Genomic DNA, 20,101 nt, shown 5'->3' with positions numbered 1-20,101 from the left:
GCCATGATTTTCTAAAAAACTGACCGAAAATAATATTCCGAATTATAGAAATTTAAATGATTTCTATAAATAAAAGACTCTAATAATTCCTAATCCTTCTTTGCTAATCTAAATTTTTTTATGTTTACAATATGTTATTTTGACGCATCTATTAACAAAATTAGTAGTAGTTCATTCTATTATAAATATAAAATAACCCAGTGTGCATTAATATTCACTTTTATTCATAAAAATAGATTATATATATAATGTTAGACTTTGTATTTTGTGTACAAAAGGGAAAATGAATTAATTTACTTAGTGAGTAATCTCAAAAAAATATTAAAAAATAAATTGACACTCAAATGTTTATGACTTAATATGAGTCTCAGCATAATAATATAGCTCTTATTAATAACCGTTGAGACGAGGGGTCGAAGATACGGTGGCCAAACAATTTAGTTCATTATTAATTAAATCCAGTGGGCCGAACCTGAGCACAAAATTAACTTTTGTGAACAATAAGAGGAACAGCAGCTGATAGTATTCGAAGCTTTCCTTAAAATTGGGTGAGCTTTTTTTTATGCCCTAAAAATCTATAATTTGTTAGGAGCAGATAAAATTGTCAGAAAAAGTATTATTCACATCGGAGTCTGTATCGGAAGGACATCCAGATAAAATTGCAGACCAAATCTCAGATGCAGTATTAGACGCAGCATTATCGCAAGATCCGCTATCACGTGTGGCATGTGAAGTATTCACAACTACAAATACAGTAATTGTTGGCGGAGAGATCACAACAAAAGCAGAACTAGATATCGAAAAAATTGCCCGTGATACCCTAATCGGCATTGGATATACAGATGATAAGTTCGGTATTGATGGTCATAACTGCAATGTACAAGTTTTAGTACACACGCAATCTCCTGATATCGCAATGGGGGTTGATTCTTCAAGTGATACAAAAGAAGTTGGTGCAGGTGACCAAGGTATTATGTTCGGTTTTGCAACAAATGAAACTGAGAACTATATGCCGTTAGCTATTGAAATGGCGCATATGCTTGTAAAACTTGCAACTGAGCAACGTAAAAATGGTCAATTCAAATGGGCTCGCCCAGATATGAAATCACAAGTAACAATTGATTATACAGATAGTAAGCAACCTAAAATTGATACTGTTTTAATGTCAATACAACATGATGATGATTTTGACCAAGTAGAATTTATTGATCACGTTACAGAAAAAGTAATTAAAGCTGTTGCGAAGCAATTTGATATGAATGAAGACTTCCGCATTTTAATTAATCCTACTGGGCGTTTCGTAGTAGGCGGACCACACGGAGATGCTGGTTTAACAGGACGTAAGATTATTGTTGATACTTATGGCGGCGCAGCACGTCATGGTGGTGGCGCATTCTCTGGTAAAGACTGTACAAAAGTTGACCGTTCAGCGGCTTACGCAGCGCGATACGTTGCAAAAAATATTGTTGCAGCAGGCTTAGCCGATAAATGTGAAATCCAATTATCATATGCAATTGGTGTAAGTGAACCAATTAGTATCGCTTTAGAAACATTTGGTACAGAAAAAGTAGCGAAAGAAGAAATCTTAAAAGCGATTCGTCAATTATTCGACTTAACTCCAAATGGCATTATTAACATGCTAAATTTACGTAAACCACAATATCAACAAGTAGCAGCTTATGGTCACTTTGGACGTAGTGATGTAAACGTAACTTGGGAAAAAACAGACAAAGTTTCAGAATTAGAGCAACTCTTAACAGTTGCTATGGGACAATAATGCAATGCGTGAAAAATCGAGTGGCTACAGAGGAATTTTTAGCCACTCAAGATCGCATGCCATTATTTGAAGCTTTAGTCAATTATACTAAACAAGATGTTACGCCGTTTGATGTACCAGGACATAAAATGGGGCTACAAGAAAACCCATTAAAATGGACGCTTGGAGAAATGGCATTAAGAATGGACGTAAATTCGATGAAGGAACTTGATTTATTAAGTCACCCAGAATCGGTTATTAAAGAAGCTCAACAATTAGCTGCACAAGCATTTAATGTAGACTACGCTTACTTTTTAGTAAATGGAACTACTGTAGGTATTTTAGCGATGATTTTAGCGACATGTAAACAAGGCGATACATTGATCGTACCTCGTAATTGTCATAAATCAGTTATGAATGGCATTATATTAAGCGGAGCAAAACCAATATTTATTCAACCTGAAGTTGATCAACATTTTGGTATTGCACACGGAATCTCAGTTGAAAATGTAAAATCGGCACTTGCAGAAAATCCACAAGCGAAAGCTTTACTTGTGACATATCCAACATATTTTGGTTCGATGAATCAACTGCAAGATATTTGTAAGCTCGCACATGAACAAAATGTAACAGTTATTGTTGATAGTGCACACGGGGCGCATTTAACATTTTTACCTGATGCTAACGATGCGATTAGTGCTGGTGCAGATGCAGTAACGATCAGTATGCATAAAACTGGGGGTTCATTAACGCAAAGTTCGCTTCTTTTACTACAAGAAAAACGAATCGATTCGAAGCATTTGCAAAAAGTATTAAATATGCTTCAAACGACGAGTGCAAATTATTTATTAATGAGTTCTTTAGATGTAGCACGAAGAGAATTAGCGATTTATGGACAGCAACGTTATAGCCAATTAAAGTCCATTGTTGATGCGGCAATTGAAGAAATTGAAAATAATTCACGCTATGAAGTACTACAAGCAGAATACGTACAAGAAAATTTCAATCAATCCTATGATTGGACGAAACTTGTTATTCGTGTGAACGATATCGGTTTAACTGGTTTCGAAGTTTACACAATATTGAAACAACAATATGGAATTCAATTAGAGCTTGCAGAAGGATATGTCATAATGGCAGTCATTAGTTATGTAGATACGAAAGAAACAATCGGTAAGTTAGTACATGCGTTAAAAGATATAGAACTTTATCACGCTAAAAAAGAGGCGATTCAGTCGGCTCATGTGACAGCGAATCAAATTAATAGATTAGCAATGACACCGCAACAGGCGTGTAATGCAGAAACAGAAACAATCTTAATTTATGATGCGGTAGGTCGAATTAGTGCAGATACATTAATGATTTATCCACCGGGAATACCACTAGTAATCCCCGGAGAAGTTATTTCAGAGGAATTAGTAGAATTATATAACTTCTATTTTCATAATTTTGGCAATGTTCTGAACGAAACTAAAGAAGAAAATTATATAACAGTCGTAAGGGAGACAAATAAATGAGCATTGAATTATCAACATTAGGTAGACACGTATTAATTGAATTTTATGGTTGCCCAAGTGAAATTATTGAGCAAAATGCGTTAATCGAGCAGTTTATGAATGAAGCTGCTGACTATTCTGGGGCAACAATTGTAGAATCTTGCTTCCATCATTTCAACCCATATGGTGTATCAGGTGCAGTAATTATTGCTGAATCACATTTAACGATTCATACTTGGCCAGAATACGGATTCGCTTCTGTAGATGTTTACACTTGTGGTGACTCGGTAAGTCCTTGGAAGGCAGCAGAATATTTAGAACAAAAACTGCAAGCAAAAAAGACAGAATCATTTGAAGTACCTCGTGGAATGGCAGATAAAATTCGTCAATTTGCAGAACAAGAAATTGATACAATTCTAGTGAAACAAGAAGTATTAGAGGACGTGATTTAATGAAATGGTATACAGAACAATGGAGCGATCAATGTAAATTTTCAATCGGATACAACGAAGAAATTCATAGTGAACAATCTCCGTTCCAAAAAATCGATTTTTATAAAGGTGAAGATTTCGGTACTTTCTTCACTTTAGACGGATTGATGATGGTCAATGAAAAAGATGAGTTCGTTTATCACGATATGATTACGCACCCAGCATTCGCTACCAACCCAGATATAAAAAAAGTATTAATTATCGGTGGTGGTGATGGTGGTACTGCTCGTGAAGTACTACGTTACAAATCAGTAGAAAAAGTAGTTATGGTTGAAATTGACGAGTTAGTATTCCGATTATGCCAAAAATATCTTCCAATTACAGCTGCTGGAGTCGAAGAAGATCCACGTATGGAAATGATTTTCGACGATGGCTTAGCTTATGTGCAAAACGCAGCTGATAAATCATTCGATTTAATATTAGTAGATTCTACTGATCCAATTTCAGTCGGTGAAGGTTTATTTACAACTGCTTTCTATAAAGAATGTTACCGTGTTTTAAATGATAAAGGCATTCTAATTAACCAACACGAATCACCATACTTCACGGAGTATGCAGAAAACATGCGTAAAGCACATAAAAAAATTAAAGGTATTTTCCCAATCGCAAGCGTATATCAATTCCATATGCCAACATACCCATCTGGACACTGGCTATTCGGATTTGCTTCAAAAGCATTACATCCTATTAAAGATATTCAAGTAGATGCTTGGGACAAATTTGGTCTAAAAACGAAATATTACAATACAGATTTACACGTTGGTGCATTCGCACTTCCTACATTTGTGAAAGAAGCACTTGATCGTGATGAATAGAAACTAGCTTTGCAATACAAGTATTCCGTCAGAATAGAAGTGAACAAACAAAAAAAAGTCGCCATATGGCGACTTTTTTTTGTAGGTCTAAAGGTGGGAGATAATTAGTATTTAATAGAAATATTGACAATTATTTTTTGGACGACTAAGCTTAATAAAAGATAGAGCTGGGAAGGGGTTAGCCAGTGGAATTCATTAAATTAAATTGTCCGAATTGTAATGGGAAAATTGATTATAAAGAGGGCCAATCATTCAAATGTCCTTATTGTGAAACTGAAATAATGTTGAAAGAGAATAAAGTGTATTATGTTGATCAGACGATTAATAATTATTATGGTCCAACTTCTGCGAATAAAGATACAGGGCCAAAAAAGAATTTAAAAGCGCTTATATTGATACCGATTGTCATCCTTTGTACATTCCTTGGCTATTTTATTTTGAGTGGAAATCAAACAGACTTCGGTACCAGTAAGGAAATCCCTGTGCGGAAAATGCCTGAAAGCGAAGTTCTTTTATTCTTTTTAAAAGATATTTTTGATAAAGGTGAAGCAATGCCGACTAAGGAAGAGATAGCAAGTATTCGTTATTTGAAGACTTACTACTCTGAAGATCAATGGCATTTTGATTACAGTCTAGACGATCCGTTTACAAATAAGGAAGCCGAAATTTCTAACTATATCATTATGGATAAGTTATTAAATACACAAAAAATCGAACAAAAAGATTTTGAAGCCTTTACTGGTCTGACAGTATTGAATTTGATGGGTGATTATGAAATATCACAAAGTGAAAAAGTAAGCTTCCAACATCTGAGTGGATTGAAAAGCTATACAGGTAGCTTTAATGAATCATTTAGTAAAATTGCCGAATATTTTAGCGATAAGTCTAATGTTGTTGAGCTCTCTGTCCAAATACGAAGTAATGATGAACTCGCTTTATTATTAGAGTTTCCCAATCTTCAATCCCTTGAAATTTCGTATCACACCGAGACAGTTACCGACTTCTCTCGTCTGAATCAGCTACCATTAAAATCATTGTCTTTAAGTTTTGCCAATGATTTGAAGTGGTTGTCTTCATTAAGTAATTTAGAATCGTTAGCAATAGATATTAGTGAAGCGACAGATTTTAGCTCGTTCTATTCACTAAATCAATTACAAGAATTGAAGCTTACATCGGTAAAAAATTTAAAAACGCTTGATTTTATACAAAACATGCCTAACCTGCAATCTCTTGATCTGGAAAATATGGATATTACGAATTTAGAACGCCTTAGAAATAAGTCTTCATTGACAAAGCTGCGTTTATCTTCTCTTTATAAATTAGAATTACTTGATATTGTGAACAGCCTAACTTCACTGACCGATTTATCGATAACTGGTTATAGTGGAAAAGTATCAACCATTGTAGCACCTCATTTAAAAAAAGCGGAGATAACAGGTTCTTTCATTCCTCAGTTAGAGGCGCCAGCTTTAAAATATTTGACTGTTTATATAAGTAGCATGAAGTCGTATTTGAATGGAGCACAGTTACTGAAATACCCACAGCTTGAACAACTTACAACGATGGAGTATGGCGATTTTACAGGAGTTCGTTCTTTGAATAATCTGCCAAATCTGCAAACAATAAATTTAAACCAAACAACTTTTTATGAAGAGACGAGTGAATTATTCAATTTACAGCATGTAAAAACGTTAAATTGTAATGAGTGTAGGTTTCAAATTAATAGTCAAAATCCGTTTAACAACAACATTCTGGAACATTTGACTTTGAATGATGTATCCTATCAAATAGGTAATGGTGACTGGGTGTATGAAGTTGATAAGATTATGCCTTACTTTGCTGGATTTTCAGCTCTTCGTTCATTCACTATACAAGATAGTTCACTACAATCGTTAAGTTTTATGGAAAATTGGCAACAAATAGAGGTGCTTCATTTGGAGAATAACGCCATTTCAAATGTAGAGCCTTTAGTGAATTTACCTAATTTAAAAAAGCTGTATATTTTAGGAAATCAGGTACAAAATAAATCAGTTCTAGACAAAGGAATTATGATTTATTGAGGTAATGTGCAATAAAAAGAGCTCACTCGTTATACTGTTCGCTAAAGCTCAGCAATACAGTGGGTTTTTCCAGAGAAGTTTTTATGGTGAGATTTTACAAAAAAATCAGTTTGACGTTTTAAACTATTTTTTGTATTATAATGAAGAAAAGAATGCCCGGACTAGAACGGGAGAGGTTCATAGCTAATACCCTCTATAAAAAACTATGGAAACATGACAATATGCCATGTCCATATCGGACGTGGCTTTTTTTTATGTTTTTACTTATGTTTTAATAGATTGATTGGTGAGCCTCTCTTGTAAAGTGTTGGGAAACATTTTACAAGGAGGTTTTTTATGTTTGGCCGAACCCATGAAGAAGGTTGAAGGATTTAATATTATTGGGTAACCAATGTAAAAAATATTCGTAAAAAACTAAGAAAAAGCAGTACTTTTTCTTTTAGTGCTGTTTTTTGATACAAGGGAGATTTTACACATGAAGCAGGAAAAAGCAATTGTTGTATTTAGTGGAGGTCAGGACAGTACAACTTGTTTGTTCTGGGCAAAAGAACGTTTTGAAGAGGTTGAGGCAGTAACTTTTGATTATGGTCAAAGGCATCGTCTTGAAATTGAATGTGCGAAAGTGATTGCAGAGGAGCTTGGTATCAAGCATCACATTCTTGATATGTCACTCTTGAATCAGCTTGCTCCGAATGCATTGACACGACAAGACATAAAGGTAGAAGACGGTGAAAATGGTGAGCTTCCATCGACTTTTGTACCTGGCAGAAATCTTCTCTTTCTTTCATTTGCAGGCGTTTTAGCCAGCCAAGTAGGAGCTAAGCATATTGTAACTGGCGTTTGTGAAACGGATTTTAGCGGATATCCGGATTGCCGAGATGTTTTTATTAAATCTTTGAATGTAACGTTAAATTTATCGATGGATGATTCATTTGTGATTGATACACCTTTGATGTGGCTGAATAAGGCACAGACATGGGAGCTTGCTGATCAATTTGGGGCGCTTGAATTTGTTCGGGAAAGAACGTTGACTTGCTATAACGGTGTAATAGCAGATGGCTGTGGTGAATGCCCGGCATGCCAACTGCGAAAAAAAGGGCTTGATGAGTATCTGAGTTATAGGAAGGAGTCTTAACATGTCAGATTTTAGAATCGTCGAAAAGCTCCAAAAAATAGATGAAGATATCCAAAGAAATCAATTGCACTATCATGCAAAGCGTGTTCTCGTAAGCAAAGAATTTACCTTCGATGCAGCACATCATCTACATGATTATGAGGGAAAATGTAAAAACTTGCATGGTCATACGTATCGCGTAGTTTTAGCACTGAGTGGATATACAGATGCACGCGGTTTGATGATTGATTTTGGCGATATAAAAGCAATATGGAAAGAAAAAATAGAGATTCATTTGGATCACCGTTATTTAAATGAAACACTTCCACCAATGAATACGACGGCAGAGAATATTGTTGTTTGGATTTACGAAAAGTTGGCTGCAGCCTTGCTTGATGAACAAAGATATAACGGTGCACGTGTAGAGTTTATCAGGTTGTATGAAACTCCCACAAGCTATGCAGAAGCGAGACGGGAGTGGATGGAAGTTGAGTAAGATACCTGTTATCGAGATTTTTGGACCGACGATTCAAGGTGAGGGAATGGTAGTTGGCCAAAAGACAATGTTTGTGAGAACTGCCGGCTGTGATTATTCATGTTCTTGGTGTGATTCATCGTTTACGTGGGATGGCAGTGGAAAGCATCTTATTGTCCAAATGACAGCTGAAGAGATTTGGTCTGAGTTGAAACTTCTTGGGGGCAGTGGCTTTTCATTTGTCACGATTTCAGGCGGCAATCCTGCACTCATCCGCAATTTGGAAGAGCTCATTGCAATTTTAAAAGAAAATGACATAAAGGTCGGAGTGGAAACACAGGGAAGTAGGTGGCAAAATTGGATGTATGAGATTGATGAGTTGACAATTTCACCAAAGCCACCTAGCTCTGGAATGACGACAGACTATTCGGTGCTCTCTGATATCTTCGAAAAACTTAAAAATCATAACAGTAATAAACATATATCACTCAAAATAGTCGTTTTTAATCAAGAGGATTACGAGTATGCTAAACAAATTCACCACCGGTATCCAATTATTCCTTTTTATCTACAAGTCGGTAATGAAGATCTGACGACGACGGACAACTCACGATTAATTATAGATTTATTAGATAAGTATCATGCACTGATTGATAGAGTGATTAAGGATGAAGAATTAAGAGATGTCAAAGTACTACCACAGTTGCATGCCCTTGTATGGGGGAATAAAAGAGGTGTATAGTGCCATGACAAAAATGGGTTTAAGACATATGCTATTTGAATTAAAAAATACTATTTTAATAGAAAGGAAATGATTACCTTATGTCGAATAATCTATATAAGAATAGAAAGTATTCTAGATGAGGTGTTCGATTGAATAAAATAAGAACTGAAACAGAAAGATTAGTTATTCGATTTCTTGAAGAAGGTGATTATTCTTCTTGGCTAACCCAATATGAAAATCGTTTACCTTCTCAACATAAATACGATCAAGGTAAATTAGATATGAGCATCTGTACGAAAGAATGGTTTCGTGATTTAGTTACTAAACAACATCAAATGGCTGAAGATGACAAGGTCTATGTTTTTGGAGTGTTTAGAAAAGTAGATAATACTCATATTGGTTTTATAGACTTTTCTACGATTATGAGGGAAGAATTTCAATGGGCCAGGTTTGGATATACAATTCATAACCAGTTTTGGAGAAAAGGTTATGGGAAAGAGGCTGTAAAAGCTGCTTTAGATCTAGCGTTTAAAAAATTAAATTATCATCGAATAGAAGCTCACATTAACCTTGATAATATAGCATCTATAAAGTTAGCAGAAAGTGTTGGAATGGTGTATGAATGCACGAGGAAAGGATTCATATTCGAAGACGACAAATGGACGGATCATCTAGTTTACTATATAAACGCAAAGTAAGTATATAAGTAGACAAGAAGGATGCTGTTTTTTGTACACATTCTCTTAAGAAGATTTAAAAGCAATAAATCTTAATATAACCCCTGATTCTTCTGCTTAGCGTAGAAGAAAATCAGGGGTTTTAATTTTAGACACTGCCTGTTTTTGTTTAAGAATTTATAAAATCTCATTTTCACAAATAATAAAAAATCCTACCATTTTATCTACTATTCAATCTCTATTTGTGTTAACTTAATATAAATACGAGTTAACACAAATTGTGAATAGGAGGAAATAACATAAAGCTATTACAGGTTAATTTAAAAAGTAAGATGGAGGAATAAAATGATCCGAAAGTTTTCTTCATACGATCTTGCGCAGATTTCTTTGCTAGCTTGTCTTATTATAGTTACAGGCATGTTTAAAATCCCAACAGGTTTTCCTGGGTCTGAATTTCAATTATCAGCACCCATTGCAGTTGCGATTGCAGCGGTATTTGGATTTAAGCGATATTTTCTAGCGGGGATCATTGCAAGTTTAATCTTATTTTTACTAGGTATACACTCAATCTTAAATGTGGAGATCTCATTAATTTTTCGATTGACTGTAGGTCTACTCATTGTTTTATTTGGGACTTCAATTCCGGTACTTGTTTTGGCAGGCCCAATTGGAACAACGATTGCTAGATTTGGTTTGGCTTTTACGTTAGGGACTCCATTTTTTCCGTTATTAGTTTTGGCTATACCAGGCATGGTAATCACAGCTGTTAGTGTTTATCCCCTAACGAAAATGTTACATACAATTAATAGGAAAGTAGCAGGTAATAATCATGTTAAAAACGTGTTATAGCATAAGAATGCGAGCGGCTGAAAGGAGTCCTGAAATAGGAGAAAAGCATATTTCTGGTGGTGAACGGATAGGTAGTAAATCTCAGATAGAGTCCATTGTAAAACAGTTATTGAACAAAGCAAGTAATCATCCACGTGGAGATGCTGACTTTATTCAAATTACCGTTGAAAAAATTGCGCGTGATCAAATACAGTATATACCACCGTTAGAAATTACGACAGTTGAGGCGACTTCAATCGAAATGGCCCATAGTGAAGCAAGAAAAATACTAACCTCCTTAGGTGTTTCGAAACATGCACTAAATGTTGCTTTTCATCAACTTGGTAGTAATCAAAACCTCCGTGGAGCAATCATCCTAAATAGTAAAACCGGCTTACGGCTTGACGGTCGGGGGGAAAAGGGTGTGCGTGTATCACGAATCGATTGGCAAGACACTAACAAGGAGCTTAATGAGCGTGTCCGTGAAGCGTTGGCTCTGGCATCGAAAGTGGCAAATTCTCCGTTTACAATTGCAGAATTATGTTGGTCTGATGACCCAGATTACGTGACTGGATATGTAAGTAATCGTGACATTGGATATGTTAGAATTACACCTTTAAAACGGGAAGGCTGTGAGAGCGGAGGGCGTATTTATTTTGTGTCAGATGAAGTTGAACTAAAGTCTTTTATAGAGTATTTAGAAAGTGTACCGGTACTCATTAGGAGGGATTAAAAAATGGATCATTGGTTTCAACGGGAACTACAATTAATAGAAGAGAAAGGTCTGACAAGGAAGTTACGTTCGTTTTCAAATGGAAATGAGAGCGAGATCATCATGAATGGTAAGAAATACTTACTTTTTTCATCTAATAACTATTTAGGTCTTGCAACAGATTTCCGGTTGAGAATGAAAGCATCTGAAGGTATTAGTAAATACGGTACAGGAACTGGTGGTTCGAGATTAACAACTGGAAATTTCGTCATTCATGAACAGCTTGAATCTGAAATTGCGGATTTTAAAAAAACGGAAGCTGCCATTGTTTTCAGTAGTGGTTATTTAGCGAACATTGGCGTGATTTCGAGTGTAATGAAGGCAGGGGATATAATATTTTCCGATGCCTGGAATCATGCGAGTATTATAGATGGATGTCGACTTAGTCAAGCAAAAACAATTGTTTATGAACATGCGGATATGGTGGATTTAGAGCATAAATTAAGGCAATCACGTGGAGATGGAAAGATGTTAATTGTGACGGATGGCGTCTTTAGTATGGATGGTGATATTGCTCCACTTCCCGAAATAGTTGCGCTAGCAAAGAAATATAATGCTTACATAATGATTGATGATGCACATGCGACAGGTGTCTTAGGAAGTGATGGTCGTGGTACTGCTGATTATTTTGGATTGAAAGATGAGATTGATTTTACAGTAGGCACGTTGAGTAAAGCGATTGGTGCAGAGGGTGGCTTTGTGGCGACATCGTCAATTGCAAAGAACTATTTATTGAATAACGCTAGATCATTTATTTTCCAAACAGGTTTATCTCCAAGTGCGATTGAAGCAGCGCGAGAAGGAATTTCTATTATTCAAAATGAGCCCGAACGAAGGGAACAATTGTTGAATAATGCTAAGTATTTACGATTGAATTTGGAGGAATCCGATTTTGTAGTTACGGAAGGGGAAACACCAATTATATCTCTTCTTATTGGTGATGCCCATGAAGCTATGCAATTTTCTGAGAAACTTTTGGATGAAGGTGTCTTTATTCCAGCGATTCGACCACCAACTGTGCCAAAAGGGTCAAGTCGGTTGCGGATTACAGTGATGGCTACACATACAATCGAGCAGCTCAATACAGTCATAAATAAAATTAAGAAAATAGGAAAAGAAATGGGTATTGTATAATCCTTATAAGAATGATACCGAGATAAAATCTATACTGAGAGTAATTCTTTTGATATATTGAAATTTAAATGGCTAAATTGTCGTTATACAATTGCAAAATTAAAGATTAAAATCCGAAAACAATAGATCTTAATAAACCCCGAATTCTTCTGCTTAACGTAGAAAAATCCGGGGTTTAATTTATACGATTGCGTTTTTGATTACAAATGATTCAATGCTTTAACACTCACTTTAACTGATAAATCATGTTTTCCACCTGAATAAACACCTTCAACAGGGCTTATATCGGAATAATCACGACCAATGCATAAAATAATGTGATTTTCTAATACTTCAACATTATTAGTTGGATCTAGACCAATCCAACCGATCCCTGGTATCATGACTTCTACCCAAGCATGGGTTGCAATATCACCGACCAATGCAGAGTTTTCATCAACATATAAATAGCCGCTCACATAACGGGCTGGAATTCCTTTAGCTCTTAGCACCGCAAGCATGACATGTGTGAAATCTTGACAAACACCTCGCTTAAGGGTGAAGGCTTCAGTTGCAGTTGTCGTAACATCGGTTGCACCTGGAACGTATTCAAAAGTCGAGTATATATATTGCATTAAATTTAATGAAAACAGTACAGGATTTTCAGCATGACCAATTGCATGATAAACTTCCTCTAACTGATTTTCTGTCATATACGTAAAGTGTGTAGACTTTAAATAGGGCAAATAATGCTCATAAAATAGTTGCGAGTGAAAAATAGTCTGCATCTCTGGTGAATATTGAATGCGATGAATAAATGGTGCACGTTGAATGCTGACAATAGATGTCGTCTGAATTTCTAGCTCTTGGTGCTGCTCAGGTATATAAAAAGTGCCAACCGTATTGCCCCATATATCTGTATGCTCACGTGTTAAAGATGAAGGTGAAATGGCAATTCGATAGGATAATAAGCGCTGACGCTCATCGCCCCTTGGCTTTAAGCGGATTGTATTTAGACTTTGATCGACTTCAGACTCATATTGAAAAATATTAGTATGTTGAATTTCAAATTTCATTGTGTCCGCTTCCTTTGGATTACTGACTTGCTTGTTGAAAGGGAGCTGTGGTTGATTCCTTTCAAGGTTGTACGCTGGGTTCATATAAATGATAAATTGTTGCAAATGTATTGCCAAAATCAATACATTGACACAATCTTTCCTCCATTAATAAAATAGTTTCCTCTAAAGTAATATTCCATAAATCTACATTCATCACAGCAAATAATAAGCTTTTTAATGCGGTATGAAGCTCTAAAAACCTTGCTGAAAGAGGATCGTTTTCTAAACAAATAAATGCTTCTTCTAATTTTTCTAAGCAAAACATTACTGAACGAGGGGAATGCTTATCCTGTAATAAATATTGTATAACGCAAAGTAAATTAGTTTGGCGATGCTTTCTCAAATAAGACTCCGTCGCCCCAGATAAATCGAGTAAAAACGATCCGTCCGCCTCTATTAAAGAGATGGCTATTTCCTTATGTTGCTCTAGTATAATTAAAGCCATACGAATCGTCTTTTCTATACGTTCTAACCATTTCCCACCTTGCATGAAATAAAAGGGTAAATCTCGATCCATCGAGCCTTCGATAAGTCCTGTAAGTGTTAAAGAAGTCTTTCGAACATTTTGTAAAAAAGAGTTAAGAACGATTAGAGGAATTGGTCTTTCACGCTCCATCATTTCTTGCTGTAACGATAAATAAAAGGCATTTAGCAATTCCCAAAGCTCAATCGGGATGCTATCTCGAGTTACACGGGCGTTTTCTCGAACCGCACGTAAAGTTGCATGAAGGGCGTTACAGTTATTATTAGAAAAGAGTAGATAGTCGATTAGTGGATTAACTCGAATCGACTCATAAAAGGACAAATATTCTTCCTTCGAGGCACAAATATTCAACACCGCTTCCCAATGATCGATGTATTCATTTTCTTTGCCAGATTGCTCCAACATATTCAACAGCTGTACTTGTAATATATGTGCATTTGTTTGTGATCGTTCACTATATCGTGCCATCCAGTACAATGCATCGGCTACTCGACTTAGCATACTGCAATTCCTCCTTTAATATCCATGTATCTTTAGCTCCTCCGCCCTGGGAAGAATTCACAACTAGGGATCCTTCTTTTAATGCTACACGCGATAAACCTCCAGGAAGCACATAAATATCCTCGCCCTTCATCACATAAACACGTAAATCGACATGACAAGGATAAAATCTTCCATCCTGGAAAGCTGGTGCTCTAGACAGGCTAATCGTTGGTTGTGCAATATATTGATACGGATTTTCTAAAATCTTTTCTTTAAAAATAGTGATTTCTTCATCAGTCGCATGCGGACCAATTAGCATATCGTAGCCACCAGAGGCACTAACATTTTTTATGACAAGCTCTCTCATATGCTTAAGAACCCATTCTCGCTGTACATAATCAGCTAGATGATAGGTCTCCACATTACGTAAAATAGGTTCCTCTTTCAAATAGTAGCGGACCATATCTGGGACATAGGCATACATCGCTTTATCATCAGCAACACCATTACCAACAGCATTTAAAATAGCAATATTTCCAGCCTTATAAGCAGCCATAATATGGGGAACCCCAAGTAAAGAATCTTCACGAAAAACAGCAGGGTCCAAGAAATCATCATCAATTCGGCGATAAATAATATCAATTTGCTCTAGGCCGTAGATTGTCTTCATGTACACTTTTTTATCTTGGACAACTAAATCACGCCCTTCAACAAGATGAATATTAAGCTGCTGTGCTAAGAAAACATGATCGTAATATGCCGAATTATACATGCCTGCAGTTAACAGGACCGCTTTAGGTTCTCTATCTGGTTTCATACAAGGTGGCCGATGAGCAAGAAGTGCTTTCTTCATAAAGGCCATTTGTTTGTCGAGTGACTGGATAGTATGTTTAGAGAAAAATTCAGGATACACTTCCTTCATCACAGATCGATTTTGAAAAACATAGGATATCCCTGAAGGATTGCGTAAATTATCTTCTAACACGTAGTAAACGCCATTTTCATCACGGATCAAATCTATGCCTGCTAAAAAAATATGATTATCAATAGGTACTTTTACACCAAGCATTTCTTTATAATAATACGGATTGTTTTCAACGAGCTGTTTTGGAATTAGCCCATCCTCAAAAATAGACTGTTCATGGTAGACATCTTGTAAAAAACAATTTAAGGCTTTAACACGCTGCTTCATACCTGCTTCAATTACTTCCCACTGTTCATCTGGAATAATAATAGGTATAAAATCAAAGGGCATTGTTCGCTCTGTTCCACCATGTGCTCCATATACGGTAAATGTAATGCCTTGTTTAAGGAAAGTTGATTGTGCTTGCTGATATTTTTCATCTAATTGTTCCTTAGTGAAAGCATTAAGCTTATGGTGGAAAGACCGATAATGAGGCTTCGGTTGATCACCTTCGAACATCTCATCAAAAAACATACCAGATTCATAGAACTTCATCATATGGATCGCCCTCCGAATTTAAGTAGTAGAGAAAACGTGTTACACTTAATAAGAATCAATTTCGCCTTGGCGTAATTGTAGTAAATGGTTACCAATTAAAAAGGAACCACATCTGCATTCATCTCATCACTTTTAGAGGAATGAAGATAGATACATATAAAAAAAGGAGCTAATAAAATGACAATCATTAATTTAATGCAAGCTTATGAACTAGACAAGCTTTCAAAATTAGATTTTACTGATGAGGAGATTGTACGCACATTGCAAACAGGGGATGTATCAGTTTGGCAGGAAAAAGTACCAAACTATGAATTTTCCGAAACAATGGCACTTTACCTAGAAGGGGAGCAATTATTCTTAAACGCTCTGCACGGTAACTACAGTATCAAATATGTAACTTTGCCAGGCATTCAACGCTTATTGTATATTCGTTTCCAATTAGAAGAAGGTAAGGATTATCAATTATTAGAAACAGGAATCCAACATTTAACTTGTGATGAGGAAACTATTACTAAGCTTCAACATATGCTATCAACAAACTGGTCTCTAGCAAAACAAGTAGATGGGACTTATAGTATTTTTGTTAAGTAACGGTTTTCGCTTTGGCATATTTACACCGAAATCGACAAAAATCCAAATAATCCCATGCGCGTTGTGAGAAGAATCGACATGTATAGTTACCCATCTTTTCATTTTTCGAATCGTCTCAGAGCATTTAGTTCACTAGATTTAAATATTCATTTTTTCTTCACTTTATGCCTAAAAAATGAAACTTTCATAAAAACTTTTAAAAAAGGTGATTTTCTTTCTAAAAGAGAATCATCTTTTTTCTCGCTCATAAACAGAACATTCGTTCTAATTCGTAAAAAATAGCATTTTTTTCACCATAAAGTTCCCAAATTTATATTTGGGAACGTTTTTTCGTGGTAAAATAGAAGAAATAGAGGTGATTTTATGGAAAAGACTAAACTTCCTAAAATAATGAGGGATTTCCTCGTCTATTTAACGACGATTAAAGGAAAGTCTCATCGTACAAGAAAAGAATATGAATATGATTTGACATTATTCTTCCGTTTCTACATAGCAATTCAGAATGATCATGATATATCAGATTTAACGAAAATAGATATTTCTACTATTTCAATAGACGAAATTCGTGAAATGACACTAGAAGATCTTTATTTATTTATGGAATATTGCGAGGTGCAGCGAGGGAATTCAGCATCTGCGAGAGCACGTAAAGTAGCAACGCTGAAATCATTTTTTAAATACCTGAAAGGGAAACGACGTCTTCTTGAGGAAAATCCGGCAGATGAATTAGAAACACCAAAAATTGGACGAAAAAGACCTATCTATATGAACATCGAAGAAGCGACGCAATTTATCGATGGCATCCAGCCAAATCGTGCTTCACCAAGGAATTATTGTATGATGATGTTTTTCTTAAATTTAGGGATTCGTGTTACAGAGCTTTGTCAGCTAAATAAGTCATCTATACAAGGTCGCTACTTAACTGTTGTTGGTAAAGGGAATAAGGAGCGGACCGTTTATTTGAACGATAGCTGTATACAGGCACTTTCAGACTATGACAATAGCGGAAAGACAGTATATAAAGGTGAAGGAGAAGAACCTCTTTTCGTCTCGCAAAAGGGAACGCGCTTTACTCGTCAAACCGTTGCAAAAATCGTTAAACAAATTAATCAGCAATCAGGACTTCAAAAAGAGCGACTGACACCACATAAGTTACGTCATACATCCGCAACAATGATGTATAAATCAGGAGCAGATATTCGAAGTCTTCAGCATATACTCGGGCATTCAAGTGTTGCGACCACACAAATTTATACACATATTGAAGATGAAGAGCTGCAACATGTACTCGAAAACAATCCGTTCAATATTGTTCGTAGTAGAGAGCATTTCATTGAATAAAATAGCCAACAAAAAAAAGCCGATTATCCTTAATTTGTAGGAATCGGCTTTTTGGCACTAATATCATTTGTTAATTTCCATTTCATCAATAGAGTTTGTTAGCTCAATAAACTGTCTTTCAATTGGCGTAAATTCGTGGTTTAAACGAGTAATTAAATATAAATCAACGAAACTAAATGGTGATGGTACATCTAAGTATTGTTCAATATTGTATCTTCTTGCAATACGTTTAGAAACTAAAGAAATTCCCATACCTATCATGGCAAATTGTAATAAACTTTCTGGATCTCCCACTTCAATAATTTCACCTTGAGTAATATTAAAACTACTATACATATTCTGTAATATTGAAAGGTACAAACAGTTATCAGATAGCACAAGCAAGTTTTTTTTACTTATATAATCCCCGAATATTGTACTCCGATTAATACCTTGACCTATGACAACCATTTCTTCTATAGCTACTTTTTTATACTTAATATTGTTATTCTTTAATGATCCAATCGTATAGGCTAGATCAATTTTCCCTAGCAAAATTTGACTTTCTATATACTCTGTTGAACCTGTTTTTAATGTTACTGATAAATCAGGATATGTTTGATAAAGCTTATTTAAAGCTGGTGATATTTGAGTTCCTCCCATTGAAATCATCGTTCCAACTCGAAGTTTTTCATCATGTTGTTTCATCACATTTTCCGTTTCTTCCCAAACAAATAAAATTTTCTTAAATTGATGATATAATTTTTCTCCATCTTTCGTTAATGTTACACCTTTAGAATTTCTAATAAATAATTCTTGATTATAATAGTTTTCAATTTTTTTAATTTTCGCCGTCATATTCGATTGTAGGTGATTTAATTTACTGGCAGCAGCGGAAATACTTTTCAATTCTGCGACTGACACAAATGCTTTCATATTTTCAATATCCATTTCTGTTCACATCCATCAAAAAAAGTGATAGCAACATCACAAATTAACATTTAATATGATGTCTATTTTTCATTATACTTTGTATAAAGATTTAGTGAAACTTTCACAACAGGGGTACTAATCTTCACTAGTCAGGCTTTTACAGGCAACTCGATTTCATCATAGATACATTACTGCCGTAAGATAAAAGTAATCATAATGTTTTGGAGGAATATTTAATGGAAAATAGAATTATACATGTAGGGATTATAGGTGGATCTTTGAATAATCAATGGGCAAGTCAAACACATATTCCAGCACTAAAAAACAATCCTTATTACAAAATAACAGCAATCGGAACTTCGAATATTGACACAGCCAAAGAAAGTGCTAAAATTCTTAATGCTCCTCATTCTTTTACAGAATATAAAGAATTAGCACAAACGAAAGATGTCGACTTAGTTGTTGTGAGCATCAAGGTTCCTCATCATTATGATGCAGTGATGGCTGTATTAGAAGAAAATAAACATATTTATTGTGAATGGCCACTAGCTATTAATACGAAGCAAGCAGAAAAATTGGCTCAATTGGCAGACGAAAGAAATATTCATCATGCAATTGGACTTCAGGGAAGGCAATCTCCAGAAGTTAATTATTTAAAACAAGCAATTTGGCAGGGGGATATCGGTAATATCATTTCCTGTACTATGCAAGTAGCAACACAAGGAAAAGGGGCAGTAACAGATGAAAAAAGCCGTTATCTTTTACACGAAGACAATGGAGCAACCCTTCTTTCAATTAACGGCGGGCATTCCCTAGATGTACTCTGCTATATTTTAGGTGATTTTAAAGAGCTATCCGCTACAATGAATGTCCACTATAGCGAAGCGTTTGTACAAGAAACAGGCAAGAAAACAGTAAAAAATACAGCTGATCAAATATTGATACAAGGGACGCTCATTAATGGTACTTCAGCATCTGTACATATCCAAGGCGGAGTATATCCTGCTTTTCAATTAGAAATTAGGGGAGAAAAGGGAGCATATCGATTAACACAGAAAAATTCCTATGGTCATGTCCAATTTGGTAACCTTATCATTGAAAAAATGATACACCCTAATAATTTGTTTAATTCAAAAGATGTTTTATATGAAGAAATAAAAATTCCATCAGAACTAAATAATGGCCCTATAAGCTATGTAGATCAGGCTTATACGATGTTGGCAAAAGATATAGTTGGATGCACAAAGCAAATTCCGGATTTTAATGATGCTGTCAAACTGCATCAATTATTAGATGCCGTTCGAAAATCTGCAAAAACCGGTAAACGAATACTAATATAAACAAATATAGAATACTTCACATTGTATAAAACATATACAGAAAAGGGAT

At 35.4% G+C, this 20,101-nt stretch carries 19 protein-coding genes and 1 riboswitch; of the genes, 15 read left to right on the top strand and 4 right to left on the bottom strand.

The window, feature by feature from the left end; genetic code table 11:
* The first annotated feature begins 601 nt into the window (after positions 1–601).
* The 12 genes from metK to bioF all read left to right on the top strand — a co-directional run bounded on the left by metK (position 602) and on the right by bioF (position 12,342).
* On the top strand, positions 602–1,777 hold the full coding sequence (gene metK, locus JNUCC51_RS24415; protein ID WP_337990178.1) for a methionine adenosyltransferase: 1,176 nt from the start codon (positions 602–604) through the stop codon (positions 1,775–1,777).
* Positions 1,777–3,273 carry an aminotransferase class I/II-fold pyridoxal phosphate-dependent enzyme gene (locus tag JNUCC51_RS24410; RefSeq protein ID WP_337990177.1) on the top strand — a complete coding sequence of 499 codons (1,497 nt, stop codon included), beginning with the start codon at positions 1,777–1,779 and terminating at the stop codon, positions 3,271–3,273. The genes metK and JNUCC51_RS24410 overlap by 1 nt, the downstream gene beginning before the upstream one ends.
* Positions 3,270–3,704, top strand: a complete 435-nt coding sequence (speD, locus tag JNUCC51_RS24405) for an adenosylmethionine decarboxylase (protein WP_082172725.1) — start codon at positions 3,270–3,272, stop codon at positions 3,702–3,704. Before JNUCC51_RS24410 ends, speD begins: the two co-directional genes overlap by 4 nt.
* Positions 3,704–4,558 carry a polyamine aminopropyltransferase gene (speE, locus tag JNUCC51_RS24400; RefSeq protein ID WP_337990176.1) on the top strand — a complete coding sequence of 285 codons (855 nt, stop codon included), beginning with the start codon at positions 3,704–3,706 and terminating at the stop codon, positions 4,556–4,558. Before speD ends, speE begins: the two co-directional genes overlap by 1 nt.
* 185 nt (positions 4,559–4,743) lie before the next feature.
* Positions 4,744–6,618, top strand: a complete 1,875-nt coding sequence (locus tag JNUCC51_RS24395) for a leucine-rich repeat domain-containing protein (RefSeq protein WP_337990175.1) — start codon at positions 4,744–4,746, stop codon at positions 6,616–6,618.
* A 166-nt stretch (positions 6,619–6,784) separates the two neighbouring features.
* A riboswitch (PreQ1 riboswitch) is annotated at positions 6,785–6,831 on the top strand.
* Between the two features lie 262 nt (positions 6,832–7,093).
* On the top strand, positions 7,094–7,753 hold the full coding sequence (queC, locus tag JNUCC51_RS24390; protein ID WP_337990174.1) for a 7-cyano-7-deazaguanine synthase QueC: 660 nt from the start codon (positions 7,094–7,096) through the stop codon (positions 7,751–7,753).
* Between the two features lies 1 nt (position 7,754).
* Entirely contained in the window at positions 7,755–8,228 is a 474-nt protein-coding gene (queD, locus tag JNUCC51_RS24385; RefSeq protein ID WP_337990173.1) for a 6-carboxytetrahydropterin synthase QueD, read from the top strand.
* Positions 8,221–8,949 carry a 7-carboxy-7-deazaguanine synthase QueE gene (gene queE, locus JNUCC51_RS24380; RefSeq protein ID WP_337990172.1) on the top strand — a complete coding sequence of 243 codons (729 nt, stop codon included), beginning with the start codon at positions 8,221–8,223 and terminating at the stop codon, positions 8,947–8,949. Before queD ends, queE begins: the two co-directional genes overlap by 8 nt.
* 131 nt (positions 8,950–9,080) lie before the next feature.
* Positions 9,081–9,629 carry a GNAT family N-acetyltransferase gene (locus tag JNUCC51_RS24375; protein WP_337990171.1) on the top strand — a complete coding sequence of 183 codons (549 nt, stop codon included), beginning with the start codon at positions 9,081–9,083 and terminating at the stop codon, positions 9,627–9,629.
* Between the two features lie 324 nt (positions 9,630–9,953).
* Complete coding sequence (locus JNUCC51_RS24370) at positions 9,954–10,457, top strand: hypothetical protein (protein ID WP_337990170.1); 504 nt, start codon at positions 9,954–9,956, stop codon at positions 10,455–10,457.
* A complete protein-coding gene (gene bioW, locus JNUCC51_RS24365) occupies positions 10,438–11,169 on the top strand; it encodes a 6-carboxyhexanoate--CoA ligase (protein ID WP_337990169.1) in 732 nt (243 codons plus the stop codon). Before JNUCC51_RS24370 ends, bioW begins: the two co-directional genes overlap by 20 nt.
* A 3-nt stretch (positions 11,170–11,172) precedes the next feature.
* Complete coding sequence (bioF, locus tag JNUCC51_RS24360) at positions 11,173–12,342, top strand: 8-amino-7-oxononanoate synthase (RefSeq protein WP_337990168.1); 1,170 nt, start codon at positions 11,173–11,175, stop codon at positions 12,340–12,342.
* Between the two features lie 200 nt (positions 12,343–12,542).
* On the opposite strand, the gene JNUCC51_RS24355 is transcribed toward bioF, so the two are convergent.
* The 3 genes from JNUCC51_RS24355 to JNUCC51_RS24345 all read right to left on the bottom strand — a co-directional run bounded on the left by JNUCC51_RS24355 (position 12,543) and on the right by JNUCC51_RS24345 (position 15,868).
* A complete protein-coding gene (locus JNUCC51_RS24355) occupies positions 12,543–13,397 on the bottom strand; it encodes a transglutaminase family protein (RefSeq protein ID WP_337990167.1) in 855 nt (284 codons plus the stop codon).
* A 61-nt stretch (positions 13,398–13,458) separates the two neighbouring features.
* A complete protein-coding gene (locus JNUCC51_RS24350) occupies positions 13,459–14,424 on the bottom strand; it encodes an alpha-E domain-containing protein (RefSeq protein WP_337990166.1) in 966 nt (321 codons plus the stop codon).
* Positions 14,378–15,868: a circularly permuted type 2 ATP-grasp protein gene (locus JNUCC51_RS24345; RefSeq protein ID WP_337990165.1), complete on the bottom strand. Its 1,491-nt coding sequence runs from the start codon at positions 15,866–15,868 to the stop codon at positions 14,378–14,380. The genes JNUCC51_RS24350 and JNUCC51_RS24345 overlap by 47 nt, the downstream gene beginning before the upstream one ends.
* A gap of 177 nt (positions 15,869–16,045) precedes the next feature.
* Between JNUCC51_RS24345 and JNUCC51_RS24340 the strand changes: the two genes are divergently transcribed.
* Both JNUCC51_RS24340 and JNUCC51_RS24335 read left to right on the top strand, forming a co-directional pair.
* On the top strand, positions 16,046–16,459 hold the full coding sequence (locus tag JNUCC51_RS24340; RefSeq protein ID WP_337990164.1) for a hypothetical protein: 414 nt from the start codon (positions 16,046–16,048) through the stop codon (positions 16,457–16,459).
* A 363-nt stretch (positions 16,460–16,822) separates the two neighbouring features.
* Positions 16,823–17,800 (top strand): tyrosine recombinase XerC, encoded by a 978-nt coding sequence (locus tag JNUCC51_RS24335; protein ID WP_337990163.1) that lies wholly within the window; start codon positions 16,823–16,825, stop codon positions 17,798–17,800.
* A 63-nt stretch (positions 17,801–17,863) separates the two neighbouring features.
* Here the strand turns inward: JNUCC51_RS24335 and JNUCC51_RS24330 are convergent, their stop codons facing one another.
* Entirely contained in the window at positions 17,864–18,730 is an 867-nt protein-coding gene (locus tag JNUCC51_RS24330; protein ID WP_337990162.1) for a LysR family transcriptional regulator, read from the bottom strand.
* A gap of 218 nt (positions 18,731–18,948) precedes the next feature.
* Between JNUCC51_RS24330 and JNUCC51_RS24325 the strand changes: the two genes are divergently transcribed.
* Positions 18,949–20,052 carry a Gfo/Idh/MocA family protein gene (locus JNUCC51_RS24325; protein WP_337990161.1) on the top strand — a complete coding sequence of 368 codons (1,104 nt, stop codon included), beginning with the start codon at positions 18,949–18,951 and terminating at the stop codon, positions 20,050–20,052.
* The last annotated feature ends 49 nt before the right edge of the window (positions 20,053–20,101 follow it).

This window comes from Lysinibacillus sp. JNUCC 51 (assembly GCF_015999525.1).
In the GTDB taxonomy this organism is placed as follows: Bacteria; Bacillota; Bacilli; order Bacillales_A; family Planococcaceae; genus Lysinibacillus; species Lysinibacillus xylanilyticus.
The sequence above is the reverse complement of the archived record's forward strand: the minus strand, read 5'-3'. Positions and strand labels throughout refer to the sequence as shown.